Origin of the sequence: Lentibacillus juripiscarius, assembly GCF_042685205.1 — a bacterium.
Taxonomy (GTDB): domain Bacteria; phylum Bacillota; class Bacilli; order Bacillales; family Amphibacillaceae; genus Lentibacillus; species Lentibacillus juripiscarius.
This window is the reverse complement of the sequence record NZ_JBHUNA010000024.1, coordinates 80,075-95,779: the sequence shown is the minus strand read 5'-3', so window position 1 is coordinate 95,779 and position 15,705 is coordinate 80,075. Positions and strand designations below refer to the sequence as shown.

Below are 15,705 nucleotides of genomic sequence, written 5' to 3'. Positions count from 1 at the left end.
GTTCGCTAATTATACCATATAATAAAGGTAGAAAGCGTATATTAATAAAGAACCCCGAGAATGGGATGTCGGAGTTCTTTGAGCTACGCCGCACAGAAGTTGCGGTGGCAAGTTTGGGAGTAATCCCCTTCCCTATGCCAATTCACAGGAGGGGATTACTTCTTCATTCCGTTACTCAAAAACTGGTATACCAGAAACGCAGCTATACCAGAATCAATCCTTACTTCAGCTTTTCAATCCGGCCTTTACATACTTTTCCCGGACCGTTCTGCTGCGTCAAATCCGGTATCTTGAATGACGCGAATGATTTCCGGGATCCCTGTCAGATGGCTCTCATAAGATCCCTGTCAGATGGCTCTCATAAGTCACCTCTCCATTTTCACCTTCCAAATGAACGCCGACATCCTTGACACCCGGCATAGCAAAAACGGCCTTTTCAATCTTGGTTTTGCAGTCCGGACAATGCATGTCTTTGATGTCAAAGTATGCTGTTTCGCGCATCGTTTGGCTCACCTCCTTCCTTTTCGCATTACAGTTTATTTCCGTGCATTCCCGATTAGAACTTCAGAGACGACCCCGAAAGCTGCGAATCAGAATCGTCTTAAGCTTCATCGTCCTTGTTCCCCAGGCGGCACGACATCACAATACTTGCTTTATGCACGCTAAGCATTAGTACGCCGGCAAATGCCTGTTCATATTCGGTATGGAACGGATATGGAAGCAGTCCACCAGCTGCAGCTGAATCTGTTTGACCCGATGTACAGAGCTGTGGTGTCCATTGGCTGCCGAACGGATTCGCCATGCCACCGATGAGCGCATTTGCGATAAATATCAGACAGGCTGGCATAATAACTGCGCCGCTCAGCCATGCATAGTGTTTCATCTCCTGCCGCGGGAGACGTTCATCGGGGTCCGGCGAGGCAATCGGCATCCACATTGAAAAGGCTAGCACAATCAGCAGTATGGAGTAGATATTCTGAAGCAGTGGGTATTGTGCCAATAAATCGAGGACAAAAGGTAAGTGGTAAAACAGGAATAGTACTCCGAACATCAGAAGCGAGATTTTTGACGGGAAAAAGCGTCTGCCGTTATTGAATATAACCAGCACACGCATGTTACGAATTCGCCGGTACAGCCGGCCAGGAATTCCTAGCAGCATAAAGGGTGGTATGATAAAATAAACCAAGCTCATTTGCAGCATGTGCAGGCTGAAGGTAAGATGACTAGCAGCTGCCAGCGGACTTCCGGTAACAGCATACAAACTGACTAGCGCAAGAAAAAAGAACACCGGCTTCCTGCGCGGCTCATCATGACTCCTGAAACGTCTGAACAAATACACATATAGAATCCCCACAAAAAAACAGCAAGCTAAGAGCGGGATATTCCACACAAGGAACTGTTCCAGGAATAACGCATCAGCCAAATGATCCCCCCTTTTTAAGTCATCCTGTGAAACAGACATAATTCCCTTTGTCACTTCCTCCCCATATATATGTTGAACTTTCACAAATCATTCACAATGCGTTCACACAAACGTCATTGAAAAACAGCCCAATCCCGGTTATGATGATGTTAAGAATTGTTTGAGAATGTTAGAAACAATCGTACATAGCATAGAGAGGGGATAATCGATTGCTGCCTATTGAGCGTCAGCAAAAAATAAAGGAATTATTAAGTAAACATCACTACATGAAAATTTCCGATCTGAGTGAAGAGCTGGGCGTCTCCGAAATGACGATTCACCGTGATTTAAAACCGCTGATTAACGATGGTGCCGTACTAAAAACTTTCGGTGGAGTATCGATTGCCCAGGATGCGAATGAGCATACACCAGCTACGAAAGACTGTGTTTTTTGCAGCCGTACAATCAATGACCGTCTCGCATATCGACTAATTTTAACAAATAACCGAATCGAGACGGCATGCTGTGCACATTGTGGCCTTCTTCGTCACCGCCAGCTCGGGGATGAGGTGGTTCAAGCCATTTGTCCGGACTTTTTCCGGCAGACAACCCTAAGTGCACAGCTGGCTTTTTATGTAATGGATGCCTCCGTTGAAATCGGGTGCTGTCATCCGCAAGTATTAACATTTGAACGGAGCAAGGATGCGGAGAAATTTGTTAAAGGCTTTGGCGGGACCATTTATCACTTTTCGGACGCCGAGGAAGCCATTTTCCAAAAAATGAACGGGCACGGCGGCTGTTCGGGAAGTCATCACTGATGCAGCAGCTAGTTCAGACAGCTGGATTCAGGCAGGCCGGGGCACTGGCTTTTCAAAACAAAATAGCATCCGGGCCAATAAGAAAGGATGGATTACATGAGATTATTCAAGGTTCTGCCATTATTGCTCATTCTTTTCCTTGCTGCATGCGGGGAAGAAATTGAGACTAATATGTCAGAGGAAGTTAGCGATTTTGAATTTACCACCCAGGACAAGGAAACATTGTCGAATGAAGACCTGAAGGGAGAATGGTGGATAGCAGACTTTGTGTTTACCAACTGTACAACAGTTTGTCCGCCTATGACCCGGAACATGGCAGAATTGCAGCAGAAAATGAAGGAAGAAAACCTGGATGCGCAGCTCGTTTCCTTCAGTGTGGACCCCGAGCGTGATACACCAAAAGCGTTAAAAGAATTCGCGCAAAATTTCCAGGCCGATTTCAGCAATTGGACTTTTTTGACCGGCTATGAGTTCCAGACGATTAAGGAGTTTTCGATTAAATCCTTTAAATCACTGCTGAAGAAACCACCGGAAGGGTCGGACCAGGTAACACACGGTACGAGTTTCTTTTTGATTAATCCGGAAGGGAAAGTCATTAAACGCTATAGTGGTACCAAAACAGAAGAAATGCAGAACATTGTTGACGACTTGAAAATCGTCCTCAACTAACGACAAATTGGGGGATTGAAAATGAGAAAACGCATCTGGACTATTTTAGCTGTACTGGCCTTAGCTCTACTGGCAGCATGTGGCAGCGGCGACACGGAGCAGAATTCTGACAATGCGGAAGAGGAAATCAAAGAACTCAAAGTGGATTTCGAAGTACCGAAAACCGCCGAAGTGGATGAAACAGTGCAGCTGAAGGCCACCGTGACGTACGGTGACGAAAAAGTAAAAGATGCAGAAGAAATGGAATTTGAGTACTGGGAAAAAGGCAATGAAGACAACAGTACCATGATCGAATCAACCAATAATGAGGATGGAACATATACCGCCGAAGTATCCTTTGATAAGGATGGCGTATACGAAATGTACGCCCACACAACCGCCCGCGACATGCATACTATGCCGAAAAAGTCCATCACGATCGGTGACGGTGAAAGCAGCGAACAAGAAGACAAGAATGACGATGAAGGTCACGACCATGGCAATAATCAAGCAGAAGGATTCGGTATGCATTTCGCCAAGCCTGACTCTATCAAGGCAGGAGAAGAAACTGATTTAACGGTTCATTTGCAAATGGCTGACAACCCGCTTGAAAACGCCAATGTCCGTTTCGAAATTTGGAAGGATAGCTCGGACAAACATCAATACGTGGATGCCGAGGAAACAAAAGCAGGCGAATATAGTGCAGGTCACACATTCGATGAAACAGGTTCGTACAAAATGACGATCCACGTTAAAAACGACGACGGGCTGCATGAGCATCAGGAATTTAACCTGGAAGTGACTGAATAATTATAAGTACTCGAACATAAAAGGGCTGTACCCCGTGTACAGCCCTTTTTCATGTCTGTGTTTGTCATTCACCTTTTCGGACGTATTGCCGCATGTCTTCTTTTACGCCGGACAGGCAAACTTTTGCAGGGTCACCCGCCGTATCTAGCGTGACACTCGATCCGTCCGTTGGTAGTGTCTCCTCAAATATTGCCTCATATTCTGACACACTCACTTCGGTCCGGGACTCGAGCAGCTGGTTGTGTTTGCCTAATGGCAGCTGCTCCTGGAAATTTGGCTGGAGCGTACCGGCAAAGAATTCGCCAACCGCACCTGAACCATAGCTGAATAAACCAATCCGTGCTCCCGGCTGCAAATCTTCCTTATTTTCAAGCAGCGAAAGCAAGCTTAGATACAGGGAACCAGTGTAAATGTTGCCGACAATCCGGTTGTATTTGGCACTGACCTGATAATTGGCCATCAGCCGTTCTGAATCTTCGTCCGTACCCTCGTCCATCACCGCTTTTAACGCCTTTTTGCCCATTTTCGTGTACGGGAGATGGAACGTAATTGCTTCAAAGTCGGCCAGTTCCAGACCTGTTTTCACCTTGTACTGTTCCCATACATTTGCAAAGAAGGCAATGTATTGTTCATTTGAAAGCTTGCCGTCAACCAATGCCTTGTCCGAATGTATCGGCCGCCAAAAGTCCATAACCTCATCCGTCCTGTAGGCACTGTCCCCCTCCAGTGCCAGAATGTCCGGATCGGCACTGATCAGTAAAGCGACCGCTCCTGCCCCCTGTGTCGCCTCGCCCGAAGTTCCCAGTCCATAACGGGCAATATCTGAGCCAAGCACAAGGACTTTGCTTTCAGGGTTTAATGCAACGTGCCCTTTTGCCATCTGAATGCCGGCAGTTGCACCATAGCAAGCCTGCTTCAGTTCGATTGCCCGTGCATTCTCGTTCAACCCAAGCAAATGGTGAACATAAATGGCCCCGGATTTGGAATGGTCAATCCCTGATTCCGTTCCGAAAATAACGAAATCGATTGCTTCTTTATCCTTTTCATCCAACATTTCCAGTGCCGCATTCGCCGCCATGGTGACTGCATCCTGCGTAATTGGAGCCACCGCCATTTTTTCCTGGCCGATGCCGATGGTAAATTTTTCTGGTTCGACATTGCGGCTGGATGCTAGTTTATTCATATCCACATATAAATGGGGGGTATAAAACCCTATCTTATCAATACCTATTTGCAACGTTATTCTCCTTTTCCGCTCGATTTTGCCTTCCCGTTATGCAGGTGGGATCGTACGTGACTTTCTTCATTAGAAAACTCAGCTTGCCCTGTTTTTTTACCTGCCAATATAGTTTACCCAAAAATTATACACCAATCGTAATACATAATGCCATGAAAAACAACGCGAAGAAAATCGAACATTCGTCACCACGACTGACAAATCAGGAGCGGACGGTAGCACACATTTTCCTGTTCCGGCATACAATGGGCAAGGAACACAAAAAGGAGGAGTCGTTATGCCTGATTCTTTGCCAGTCCATATCGAACCATTCAAGGTCAGCGGAGGACCTGGCCAGCAAGTTGTTTATCCGCAAGTATGGGGGATGGCGGATCCATCGCTGCAGACGTTCATTAATCAGTCGATTGTGCGGGAAACACAAGGGCTTATCGATCAGCAAATCAGTGATATGGCTGACCCCATTGGCCAAATGGTTGGGGAATTTGAGATGAAGAACAACCAGCGGCAAATTTTGAGCTTGATGCTTTCCAACTATGCGATACACGAAATGGCTGCACACGGGATGACGTATCTCACTTCACTTACATTTGATCTGGAGACCGGAAAACGATGTCAGCTCAGCGATTTATTCAAGCCTGGGAGTGACTACACTAGCCGTATCTCAGACATGATCAAACAGCAAATCAAGGAGCGCGGCATCCAAACTCTAGGCGAATTCACCGGCATCAAGCCTGATCAGCCTTTTTATATAGCAGACAAAACGCTTGTCATTTACTTCCAGTTGTATGAACTCACGCCATATGTATTCGGATTCCCGATATTCCCGCTTTCCGTTTATGAACTGCAGGATATCATCGACGAAAACGGGCCACTGAGCCGGATGGCAATCAACAATTAAATAAAGGGTAAATTCAAGGGGCCGCCCTGCCGATAAAGTTTATTTCGGACTGGTTTCAGCTTTTGTCACGGAAAAAAATGAGGTCCGCATGCAGTTCCTCCCCGATGTCGAGGATGGCAAATGAATAATACGGCAGCGTCCGTTTATCGGTTGGCGAGCCCGGATTTATCAGCAGCTGCTTTTTGAAATACCGAACCAGCGGAATGTGAGAATGGCCAAAGACAATAATATCAGCGCTTTCTCCTGTAAATGCTTCGATTGCCCGCTTCTCTGTCGTTTTTTTCTTCCCGTGACCATGAACCACACCAATTTTGTAGCCGTTAATGGTGATGGTCTCCCTGGCATTAAGATGCTCTTGTAACGCTGTGTCATCCACATTGCCGTACACGCCTGTCACCTTTCCGTATTGGGATAGCTCCTCATAAACATCCATCGTTTTCCAGTCACCTGCGTGGATGATTTGATCAGCTTTCGCGAGCTCATTGGTAAGCCGCTCCGGCAGCTGTTTGGCTTTATCCGGCATATGCGTGTCGGCGGTTATTACAATTCGCAAATAGCATGCCTCCTTTCATGGGGCTGGGACAAGGAACCCGTGTCCTGCTTAGAATGCCATCCATTGGACATAAATTTGAACCATAATATACAGGGCAATTGCGTACTTGTAGTTAAATTTTATCCCATTTTTAAGTGCGCTCAAACCATTCGTTCCACTCAACACAATGACTGGCATGATCAATGGGGATAGCAGTATCGATATGGCACTTCCTGATGTCACTGCCAGTACAATCAATTCCGGCGGGTACGGTAGTGAAATGCTTTCGAGAATGCCTGCAACCAGGACCATTACCGTAAGTGGGCCAAGCCCCATGAACCCAAGGATAATGACGATAAATGGCAAGAAATACAGCATATTGAAAAACGGGACAACCTCCTGAAGGGAATAAATTCCACCCACAATTGCCCTTCCAATCCCACTCTGGTTCATGGAAAATATCATAATCCCTGCTGAAGTCAGCACACTGAACTGATACGCCTGTGCTGATAATCCGCTCTTATAATAATCTTTCATTTCAGCAAGCATATTTTTCGGCTTTCGTTTTACTATGAAATAAATACTGGACCACACGATAATCACGAGCGGAATCAGCACCATTAGCTTAACAGCCAGAATTTCGTATAACAGAAAGATAGATCCGAACAACGTAATAAATAGGAAGATAAATTCCATCGTTTTGCGCAACTGCTCTTTTTTATCCGACGAATGCTCGAGAACGTTATCAATTTCCGTTTTAATTTCCGCAGTCAGGTCAACACCATAGCGTTTCTCTTCAAAATAGGAGAACAAGACCGCCAGCATCATAGCAGCAGCCGTGATCAGAAAGCCTTGCAAAATTGTCAGCCACAACGATGCATTCAACGCCTCGACCGCAAATGCAAAACTCGGGATACTGATAACCCAAAGCGTTGACAAGGCAAACGCACGCAGCAGAGCTGTTCCTTTAAAATTTTCCCATGCCTCTCCCCGCTGATGTTTCAACATGTGGCTGACAAACTGATACATCAGCGGTATCGCGCCGAATAATAGAAAATAAGAAAGAATATGTGTAAATGAAAGCATGCCAAAGTAAAACTTCCGGCTGGAGTCAAGCAGCTTGTGCGCCATGCCGATAATTTCCTCAATATATGGCTCCTGGCGCAATACCCAGCCAATCATCGGAACAACCGCGAGCAGGCCAATAATATTGCTCATCTGAAGCAGACCGCTTTGAATATTTCCAGCTTGAAAGCCATCGGTAAACACCATAATGATAACCCCTGCTGTAACAAGAAAAAGCGGCAATTTAAAACGATGCAGCTTCAGTTTCACCGCGGCCAAAACCAGCATGACAAAGCCAATGACGGCATGTATAGCTACCATTATCCGGATGGGGAAAAAGTAAGTGATAAAGTGTAAGAGGGCGTATAGAAAAATAGACAGCCGCAGTCCCCTAGTAACGAATCCATCCATTTCACAAGCTCCTTCTTAAATCAAACGTTCATTTAATAACATACGCTCATGAAAATCAGTATAACGCAATAAATTCAGGAATGAAAACTGGAATCGCTGTAGATCACTTAACTTTTGGTCAAAACGCCAGATTTTAGCACGAATTCACCAAAATTTACTGCAAAAACACCAGAGTTACCTGAACCAGACAAAATAAATGAGTTTGATGCTTAAGGATAAGATTCTTAAGCATACTAAAAACAAACGTAAAACATTGCGGAGGTGTATGATGATGGACCCCAAAGAAAGACTGAAAACTGCTGGTATATCAATGGCAAGCGATCTAAAGTTACAGACATTTGGCAGAGACAAAGAATCCGATAAAACTGTTGCGGATATGAAAACGGTTCAAGCCATTATTAGTGATTGGAATGCTATGTCCAAGAAATCGGCAAACCTGACAATCGAGCAATACGGCCTTCCAAACGAAGCTACTCCAAGCAGACTAGTCTGGTATAACAATGGACCGTGGAAACGAACGATAATTTATCGTGATGAGATCCCCCATGACTTTCCACAGCCCCATACGGATGTAATCGAGAACGTTATTGATTACCGGGTGCCACCGGAAATGTTCAGCGAAGTGGCGAAATTTGATGGGAGTGTGATTGTAGAAAGAACGGCGGGTGAAGTATCTTCCCGGTGTGATATGGAGGCTGCCAATATTGTTGCTCTCAACTTTATGCATGATATTGTAACAGGGAAATTAAACGCTGAAAAAGCTCGTGAAGACCTCAGCGAAATTAACACCTCCTATTTAATGAATAAGTCAGCCCCATACGCAGAGGCATTACAATTTAGCGTTGCAGCCGAAGATACAAATGATACCGACCATGTAACGGTTGAAGACGAAATAATAAAGCAAGGCATTGAAAAAGTTAATGACGTAATGAAAGGTGACAAGGACCGTCGAGGGGATGATACTTAAAGCTAAAGGGGCAATTTCTCTTCACAAAATTGCCCAGCCAAACAGACCCTATTCTCCCTGCTTGTTCCTCATCCGCTTCCTAATTAGCCAAATTGCAGCCGCACTGGCAATCCCTAATATAATCAGAACCGGCAAATTGCCAATGATGAAGACGAATAATCCGGATAACGCTGACAGGAGAAAATTAATGCTTTTCATAAACTGCTGTTTCGTTTTTTCCCACGTATTCAAGTCATCCTCACTGGAGATGGTTACATTCTTCTCTTCCATATGAATGGTGACGGTGGCAAGATCAACCTTATTTTGCAGATAGTTCATCCGGCCAGTAATCTGCTCAATTTCTTCTTGAACTTTTGCCAGATCTTCCGAAATGTTAAGCAGGTCTTCCGTTTTCTCCGCCTGTTCCATGAAGAAAGAAGCCGTTTCTCTACGACCCGTTTTGATTCCAGCCGGGATTCCAGGTCCACGTATTCTTCCGTCACGTCCTGACCCGATATCGAGCTGTTCACGACTTTTTTGCTGCCGTCTTCCACCTGCTGAACAAATTCCCGAAAATGTTCCTGTGGGATCCGGGCCGTAATCTGCCCACTGCTCGCCCCGTCTTCAGATCCTCCATGCATGCTTGATTCAACGATATAGCCGCCTCGATCGGATACTTGCTCTCGGATATCATCTGCTGTCTGCCCGTAGCTCTTCACTTCGATATGCAGATTGGCATTATAAATAACTTTCCGGTCGGCATCAGTTGCATCATCAGCCTGTGATGCCGCATTATCTTCACTCGCACTGCCGTCATTCTGATCAGTCGCAGCACCATCTTTTCCGCCAGAAGAATCATTCGCTGTCGTAAAAGTTGTACTCTTTTCTACTGCATTTTCCTCTGTCATTCGATTGGCCTGATCAGCACTTGATTCACTGTCCCCCGATTCATTACTACAGCCCGCTATCAAAATAATGGAAGTGATAACAATAAACATGAAAAATCTTTTTTTCATCCTTGACCCCCGTCTCTGAACAAAAGTTTGTGTTTTCTATACTGACGGCAACCGCTAAAAAAAATTACATATTACGGGGGAAAACAATTGCAGAAATTGGAATGAACAATGATTCTTTCGGATATGATAAGCATTGGAGTTTTTTATGGAGGTGTTTTACTTGGACGAACGTTATCGTGAATATCGAACAGGACAAGGTGTACCAGCGGAAGGGACATATACATGTCAATCCGGCGAAAAAGCAAAGCTAACAGAACAGGACAACTTCCCAGTATGCCCGGTCAGCGGAAATGAAACATACTGGAAACATGATGATGAATGATTGGGCTCAGGAATCATTAAAAAATCCTCCGTGATGGAGTTTATTCCAGTCACGGAGGGTTTTTTCTCTATCATTTCTAGCTTTTACCATAAAGTTAACCAATCAGACCAGAAATCCGGCCATGATTGGGCAAAATCCAGAATCATTTGCGTCAAGTTATACCCATCCTCTGAAACGGGCAGCTTCCGCCATCCGCCGTACACCAACAATATATGCTGCCAGGCGCATGTGCACCTGATGCTGTTCAGCGGCATTGTATACTTTTTCAAATGAATTCACAAGGACTTTACGCAGCTTCGTGGCGACCTCTTCTTCACTCCAATAGTAGCCTTGATTGTTCTGGACCCATTCAAAGTACGAAGCTGTCACCCCGCCGGAACTTGCAAGAACGTCCGGTACAATCAGAATGCCACGGTCGTACATGATTTTTGTCGCCTCGAGTGTCGTCGGTCCATTTGCTGCTTCTACGACAATCGATGCTTTAATATCACTGGCATTATTCTTTGTCAGCTGGTTGGCAATTGCAGCTGGCACAATAATGTCACAATCGCTAACAAGCAGTTCCTCATTGGTAATCGTATTATTAAACAGGTTGGTGACCGTGCCATAACTATCCCGTTTTTCCAGCAGATAGTTAATATCAAGGCCATCCGCATCATAAATCGCACCATATGCATCCGAAATACCGACTACCCTTGCCCCTTCGTCATGCATGAACTTGGCAAGATAGCTGCCGGCATTGCCGAACCCTTGTATGATTACCCGTGCACCCTGCATGTTGATGCCTTTTTTCTTCGCTGCTTCTTCTATACAGATGGTAACACCTTTAGCTGTAGCTGTTTGGCGTCCATGTGACCCGCCCAATACAATCGGCTTGCCGGTGACAAACCCTGGTGAGTCGAATTCACTGATACGGCTGTATTCGTCCATCATCCAGGCCATGATTTGCGAATTGGTGAACACATCTGGTGCCGGAATGTCTTTGGTCGGCCCGACAATTTGACTGATCGCGCGGACATACCCACGGCTAAGCCCTTCCAGCTCACGGAATGACATCTCTCCCGGATCGCAGACAATACCACCTTTCCCACCGCCATACGGAATGTCAGGGATACCACTTTTCAGACTCATCCACATGGCGAGGGCATCGACTTCCTCCGCGGTAACATCTGGATGGAACCGGATACCACCCTTTGTTGGGCCGACTGCGTCATTATGCTGTGTACGGTAGCCGGTGAAAATTTTGATGCTTCCATCGTCCATTCGTACAGGAATCCTTACAGTAAGCCTGCGCATCGGTTCTTTCAGCAATTGAAAGACTTCATCCGGGTACCCCAAGTATTCCAGTGCTTCCTTAATAATCACCTGTGTTGACGCTGTTAGACTCAACGATTCCTCTGCTTGTTCATTCACGATTGTTTTTGCCATTTTACCATTCACTTCCTTGCTTCATATTGTCCGTCAGTTGGATAAGATTTTATGAATCTTTTCAATTGCCCAGTCAAGATCTTCCTGACTGATGATAAGCGGTGGTGCAAACCGGATGACATTGTCATGCGTTTCCTTGCAGAGCAGACCTTCTTCCTTTAGTTGCTCACAGTATGACCGTGCTGGTTCGTTCAGCTCAACGCCGACAAACAAGCCTTTTCCGCGAATATCTTTAATAATAGGATTATCGATTTCTTTCAGTTTTTCCTGAAAATAGTTTCCAAGTTTGTTAGAATGCTCAGCCAGATTTTCCTCTTCAATGACATCCAGTGCGGCTATGGAGACTGCGCATGCCAGTGGATTACCGCCGAATGTTGACCCATGGGAGCCGGGGTTGAAGACACCAAGTACATCTTCATTGGCAGCAACACAAGAGACTGGCATAACACCGCCGCCAAGAGCTTTGCCCAAAATGTACATATCCGGTGTGACGCCTTCCCAGTCACAGGCAAACATTTTACCGGAGCGTCCAAGTCCTGCCTGAATTTCGTCGGCAATAAACAGAACGTTTTCTTCACGGCAAGCATCATATGCCTCTTTCAGGAATCCTTCCGGTGGCATGATGATACCTGCTTCACCCTGGATTGGTTCCATAAGAAATCCTGCGGTGTTTGGCGTAATTGCTTCTTTCAGCGCATCAATATCACCGTAAGGAATGATTTTAATCCCCGGCAGCATTGGACCGAAGCCGCGTTTGTTATCCGGATCTGCTGACATGGAGATTGCAGCCATCGTCCGGCCATGGAAGCTGCCTTCACATGCAATGATTTCAGCCTGATCATCCGCAATGCCTTTACAATCATAACCCCAGCGCCGTGCTGCTTTAATGGCTGATTCAACTGCCTCAGCCCCTGTATTCATCGGCAGGACCATATCTTTATTTGCCAGCTTGGAAACCTTTTCATAAAATGGCCCTAACTGATCATTATGAAATGCGCGCGATGTCAGTGTAACACGTCCTGCCTGGCTATTAAAGGCCTCCATAATTTTTGGATGACGATGCCCCTGATTCACAGCAGAATAAGCACTTAGCATATCCATATACTGGTTTCCCTCCGGATCGGTTACCCAGACACCTTCTGCCTCAGACACAACAACCGGAAGCGGCTTATAGTTCCTCGCACCGTATTTATCTGTCTGCTCAATAATCTCTTCTGATTGATTAAATGTATTTACTTTCATCACAAAACCTCCTCAATAGTCTTTCACGATTATAAATGCAAACTTTATGCCAAATTTCAAAATACTGAAGTGATAAGGATTTCAAAATAAGGAATGTTTTTGGGCGCAAAACGAGTTTGCACTTACGCGAGGTCGGGAGGTTGTGGCGCCAATTAATTTTGCATTCCACCAGAGGTTCTATTAAACTTAAAAGGAAGGAATGAGGTGACAACATGCCAACAAACAGTCCAAAAGATGTTCAGACACCACTCAACATGAATGCCCTTTACCAGCAGCTGCTCGATGCCGTAGACGTAGGCATTCATGTCATTAATAAAAACGGCGAAACCATTATTTACAACAAAAAAATGATGGAAATTGAGTCCATGGGCAGTGAGGATGTCCTTGAGAAAAACCTGCTCGATGTTTTCAAATTCAGGGACAGCCAAAGCAGTACGCTTGTACAGGCGCTGACAACCGGCAAATCCACCCAAAATGCAAAACAAACCTATTTCAACTATAAAGGAAAAGAAATCACGACAATCAACAACTCCTTCCCTATCGCAGAAAATGGCGAAATTACCGGTGCTGTTGAAATTGCCCGGGATGTAACACAGCTGGAGAATGTCATTAAAGAAAACGTGCTGAACAAACGGAACACGAATTTCACCTTTGACAAAATTATCGGCAACAGCGAACCGATGCAGACGGTCATTGATGAAGCGAAACGCGCGACACGGACATCATCTTCCGTCATGATTGCCGGCGAAACGGGTACAGGGAAGGAGCTGTTTGCGCAAAGTATCCATAATGGCAGCGCCCGATCGAGTGCCCCTTTCATTTCACAGAACTGTGCCGCCATTCCGGATAACTTGATGGAAAGCCTTTTATTCGGCACGAAAAAAGGGGCATTTACAGGGGCAACCGACCGGCCAGGGCTTTTTGAACAGGCGGACGGCGGTACATTGCTGCTGGACGAAATCAATTCACTCGACTCCTCGCTGCAGGCAAAACTGCTGCGGGTTATCCAGGAAAAATCAATCAGAAGAATTGGGGACCTGAAAGATAAAAAAGTCGACGTCCGCATTATCACGACCATTAACGAAGACCCTGTCGACGCCATTTCCAGCGGCCAGTTGCGAAAAGACTTATTTTACCGGCTTAGTGTCGTGTCCCTGTTCGTACCACCACTAAGCGAACGCAAAGAAGATATCGCCCTTTTAACCAAACATTTTATCGGAAAATACAACAAGCTATTCAACATGGATGTGACAGGCATCAGCTCCGAAGTCAGACAGCTTCTCCGCGAGCATGACTGGCCGGGCAATGTACGGGAGCTGGAGCATACGATTGAAGGCGCTATGAACCTAATTCTGGATGAGGATACGATCACTATCGGGAACCTGCCCCCGAAATTCAGGAAGAAGTACCAGCAGGAGCCGGACACGCTGCCAGATAGCCTGTTAAATCTTCGTGATGCAGGTGCCGAAAATCGTTCATTAAAGGAAAAAATGGCAGAAGCAGAAAAATTTTATATTCAGCAGGCACTTGCTAGGAACGATCACAACGTTTCCCATACTGCAAAAAATCTTGGCATCAGCAGACAAAGTCTACAGTACCGGATGCGTAGGCTTGGATTATAGTAGAATGAGGGCGGATCGCACGGTGGTTCCGAAAGTCGCGCGGGGGGTGGTACAAACTCGCGCGAAAATCAAGAAACTCGCGCGGGACGGCCCAAATTCGCGCGAAAATCAAAAAACTCGCGCGGCACCCACTCAAACTCCCGCGGGAATACGGCACAGCTTTGCTTCACACAAAATCGCTGTAGTTTTGGATAAAATCGCTGCAGTCTGCACCAAAGTCACCCTAAACACCAAATAACAGCCAAAACTAATGAAAGCTCCCCAGCTCCAAGCACCTACCGATTAACCGATGCGGCCATCCGCACATACGTGTGCCGCTTCCCTCGAATGGCGATGGAATAATCCATCACATTTTCCGGCACAGCGATACCATGTTCACCCGCATCGCCAATATGATGGATATCCGCTCCGGCCATTTTATTGTTTAGTGCCATTTGCCGGATGGTTGCCGCAGCAGCTCCCTCCTGGCTCGTGCCGATTGCGGTTAATGCCAGGGCGCCTTGTTCATGGGCTGCATCCACAAGTTTTTCCGTCTTTTCCAGTGTCGTCCCTGGAACAGTGCCGACAGCCGGAAGCAGTACCACATCAGCACCGGCCCCAGCAAATTCTGCCACGACGTTCTCGCTCACAATGCCGCTGCCCGCTTCCTTTCTAACGCCTGCCCCATGCATTTTTCCAGCAATAATCATGATGTCATCTTGGAAAATTTCTTTTGCCTGTTTGATTGATTTTAGTATAGCCGTATTCGTCACCCCGGTTTTTGGGTTCCCAGTCAAGCAAACAAAATCAACGCCGAGCTTTTTCGCTTTTTCCAGCGATTCACGGATGGCAGTACGCCCTTTAGGAAGTTCCGCGAGTGTCTCTGCATTATCTGCCTCGGGATCAATCGGCTCCAAGTTAATCCCAACCGGCCGGCCTATTAATTTTTTCAGCTCAATGATTACATTTTGCGGATGTTCCGCGGACATACCTTCCACGTTCGGCTGATTAACGTCAAATAAGTTCAGCAAAATCATATCGGCTCCAAACGCGGCCGCATATTCCGCATTGGTCAAACTTGGATACAGCGGTGTCGTAGCACAAACCACTTCCGACAGCATGACCCTGCCTTCTGATGCTTCAATGGCCTGTCTTAGCTGAGCCCCATTCATCTCAGCAAAATCAGATGCCGTGCAATTTAATAAACGTTTCATAATGAAAACATCCTTCCTACTGCCCTTCTATATCAATAATCGAATGTCAGCTTCCAAAAGTGTCATCATCTATGAATAACACTTTTTTAACTTGAGAATCGATTACAGTTATGAA

15 protein-coding genes and 1 pseudogene are annotated in these 15,705 nt (G+C 46.0%); 7 read left to right on the top strand and 9 right to left on the bottom strand.

From position 1 onward, the window contains the following. Nucleotides 1-333: 333 nt before the first annotated feature. Complete coding sequence (locus tag ACFSUO_RS11780) at nucleotides 334-501, bottom strand: heavy-metal-associated domain-containing protein (protein ID WP_382394286.1); 168 nt, start codon at nucleotides 499-501, stop codon at nucleotides 334-336. A 100-nt stretch (nucleotides 502-601) separates the two neighbouring features. Further along, nucleotides 602-1,507 (bottom strand): cytochrome c oxidase assembly protein, encoded by a 906-nt coding sequence (locus tag ACFSUO_RS11775; RefSeq protein WP_382394284.1) that lies wholly within the window; start codon nucleotides 1,505-1,507, stop codon nucleotides 602-604. Nucleotides 1,508-1,632: 125 nt separating this feature from the next. On the opposite strand from ACFSUO_RS11775, the gene ACFSUO_RS11770 reads away from it, so the two are divergent. The 3 genes from ACFSUO_RS11770 to ACFSUO_RS11760 all read left to right on the top strand — a co-directional run bounded on the left by ACFSUO_RS11770 (nucleotide 1,633) and on the right by ACFSUO_RS11760 (nucleotide 3,678). Continuing rightward, entirely contained in the window at nucleotides 1,633-2,220 is a 588-nt protein-coding gene (locus tag ACFSUO_RS11770) for a DeoR family transcriptional regulator (RefSeq protein ID WP_382394282.1), read from the top strand. A gap of 96 nt (nucleotides 2,221-2,316) precedes the next feature. Further along, entirely contained in the window at nucleotides 2,317-2,889 is a 573-nt protein-coding gene (locus tag ACFSUO_RS11765) for an SCO family protein (protein WP_382394280.1), read from the top strand. A 21-nt stretch (nucleotides 2,890-2,910) separates the two neighbouring features. Further along, nucleotides 2,911-3,678: a FixH family protein gene (locus tag ACFSUO_RS11760; protein ID WP_382394278.1), complete on the top strand. Its 768-nt coding sequence runs from the start codon at nucleotides 2,911-2,913 to the stop codon at nucleotides 3,676-3,678. A gap of 64 nt (nucleotides 3,679-3,742) precedes the next feature. On the opposite strand, the gene ACFSUO_RS11755 is transcribed toward ACFSUO_RS11760, so the two are convergent. Continuing rightward, entirely contained in the window at nucleotides 3,743-4,915 is a 1,173-nt protein-coding gene (locus ACFSUO_RS11755) for a hydroxymethylglutaryl-CoA synthase (RefSeq protein ID WP_382394276.1), read from the bottom strand. Between the two features lie 277 nt (nucleotides 4,916-5,192). Here ACFSUO_RS11755 and ACFSUO_RS11750 point away from each other — a divergent pair, with 277 nt between their 5' ends. Further along, a complete protein-coding gene (locus ACFSUO_RS11750; protein ID WP_382394274.1) occupies nucleotides 5,193-5,813 on the top strand; it encodes a DUF3298 and DUF4163 domain-containing protein in 621 nt (206 codons plus the stop codon). 55 nt (nucleotides 5,814-5,868) lie between these two features. Here ACFSUO_RS11750 and ACFSUO_RS11745 read toward each other — a convergent pair whose 3' ends face one another. Next, a complete protein-coding gene (locus ACFSUO_RS11745) occupies nucleotides 5,869-6,366 on the bottom strand; it encodes a metallophosphoesterase family protein (RefSeq protein WP_382394272.1) in 498 nt (165 codons plus the stop codon). Between the two features lie 48 nt (nucleotides 6,367-6,414). Further along, entirely contained in the window at nucleotides 6,415-7,821 is a 1,407-nt protein-coding gene (locus tag ACFSUO_RS11740; RefSeq protein WP_382394270.1) for a hypothetical protein, read from the bottom strand. Between the two features lie 268 nt (nucleotides 7,822-8,089). On the opposite strand from ACFSUO_RS11740, the gene ACFSUO_RS11735 reads away from it, so the two are divergent. Continuing rightward, nucleotides 8,090-8,788, top strand: coding sequence for a hypothetical protein (locus ACFSUO_RS11735; RefSeq protein WP_382394268.1), 699 nt, complete (start codon nucleotides 8,090-8,092; stop codon nucleotides 8,786-8,788). Nucleotides 8,789-8,836: 48 nt separating this feature from the next. Here the strand turns inward: ACFSUO_RS11735 and ACFSUO_RS11730 are convergent. Then, a pseudogene (locus ACFSUO_RS11730) lies at nucleotides 8,837-9,675 on the bottom strand (DUF4349 domain-containing protein). 268 nt (nucleotides 9,676-9,943) lie between these two features. On the opposite strand from ACFSUO_RS11730, the gene ACFSUO_RS11725 reads away from it, so the two are divergent. Continuing rightward, nucleotides 9,944-10,105, top strand: a complete 162-nt coding sequence (locus ACFSUO_RS11725) for a hypothetical protein (protein ID WP_382394266.1) — start codon at nucleotides 9,944-9,946, stop codon at nucleotides 10,103-10,105. A gap of 156 nt (nucleotides 10,106-10,261) precedes the next feature. Here ACFSUO_RS11725 and ACFSUO_RS11720 read toward each other — a convergent pair whose 3' ends face one another. Together ACFSUO_RS11720 and ACFSUO_RS11715 are read right to left on the bottom strand one after the other, a co-directional pair. Continuing rightward, entirely contained in the window at nucleotides 10,262-11,533 is a 1,272-nt protein-coding gene (locus ACFSUO_RS11720) for a Glu/Leu/Phe/Val family dehydrogenase (protein WP_382394264.1), read from the bottom strand. Nucleotides 11,534-11,566: 33 nt separating this feature from the next. Next, the gene (locus tag ACFSUO_RS11715; RefSeq protein ID WP_382394262.1) at nucleotides 11,567-12,775 is read right to left on the bottom strand and encodes an ornithine--oxo-acid transaminase; all 1,209 of its coding nucleotides are present in this window, start codon (nucleotides 12,773-12,775) and stop codon (nucleotides 11,567-11,569) included. 212 nt (nucleotides 12,776-12,987) lie between these two features. On the opposite strand from ACFSUO_RS11715, the gene ACFSUO_RS11710 reads away from it, so the two are divergent. Continuing rightward, nucleotides 12,988-14,397 carry a sigma-54 interaction domain-containing protein gene (locus ACFSUO_RS11710; RefSeq protein WP_382394260.1) on the top strand — a complete coding sequence of 470 codons (1,410 nt, stop codon included), beginning with the start codon at nucleotides 12,988-12,990 and terminating at the stop codon, nucleotides 14,395-14,397. A 275-nt stretch (nucleotides 14,398-14,672) separates the two neighbouring features. Here ACFSUO_RS11710 and ACFSUO_RS11705 read toward each other — a convergent pair whose 3' ends face one another. Beyond that, nucleotides 14,673-15,590, bottom strand: a complete 918-nt coding sequence (locus ACFSUO_RS11705) for a DUF7916 family protein (protein WP_382394258.1) — start codon at nucleotides 15,588-15,590, stop codon at nucleotides 14,673-14,675. Between the last annotated feature and the right edge of the window lie 115 nt (nucleotides 15,591-15,705).

Bases quoted from the DNA above. Each gene is read 5' to 3' on its own strand.
- ACFSUO_RS11735 (WP_382394268.1), top strand. From the start codon at position 8,090: ATGATGGACCCCAAAGAAAGACTGAAAACTGCTGGTATATCAATGGCA.
- ACFSUO_RS11750 (WP_382394274.1), top strand. From the start codon at position 5,193: ATGCCTGATTCTTTGCCAGTCCATATCGAACCATTCAAGGTCAGCGGA.
- ACFSUO_RS11740 (WP_382394270.1), bottom strand. From the start codon at position 7,821: ATGGATGGATTCGTTACTAGGGGACTGCGGCTGTCTATTTTTCTATAC.
- ACFSUO_RS11705 (WP_382394258.1), bottom strand. From the start codon at position 15,590: ATGAAACGTTTATTAAATTGCACGGCATCTGATTTTGCTGAGATGAAT.
- ACFSUO_RS11760 (WP_382394278.1), top strand. From the start codon at position 2,911: ATGAGAAAACGCATCTGGACTATTTTAGCTGTACTGGCCTTAGCTCTA.
- ACFSUO_RS11720 (WP_382394264.1), bottom strand. From the start codon at position 11,533: ATGGCAAAAACAATCGTGAATGAACAAGCAGAGGAATCGTTGAGTCTA.
- ACFSUO_RS11765 (WP_382394280.1), top strand. From the start codon at position 2,317: ATGAGATTATTCAAGGTTCTGCCATTATTGCTCATTCTTTTCCTTGCT.
- ACFSUO_RS11715 (WP_382394262.1), bottom strand. From the start codon at position 12,775: ATGAAAGTAAATACATTTAATCAATCAGAAGAGATTATTGAGCAGACA.
- ACFSUO_RS11780 (WP_382394286.1), bottom strand. From the start codon at position 501: ATGCGCGAAACAGCATACTTTGACATCAAAGACATGCATTGTCCGGAC.
- ACFSUO_RS11710 (WP_382394260.1), top strand. From the start codon at position 12,988: ATGCCAACAAACAGTCCAAAAGATGTTCAGACACCACTCAACATGAAT.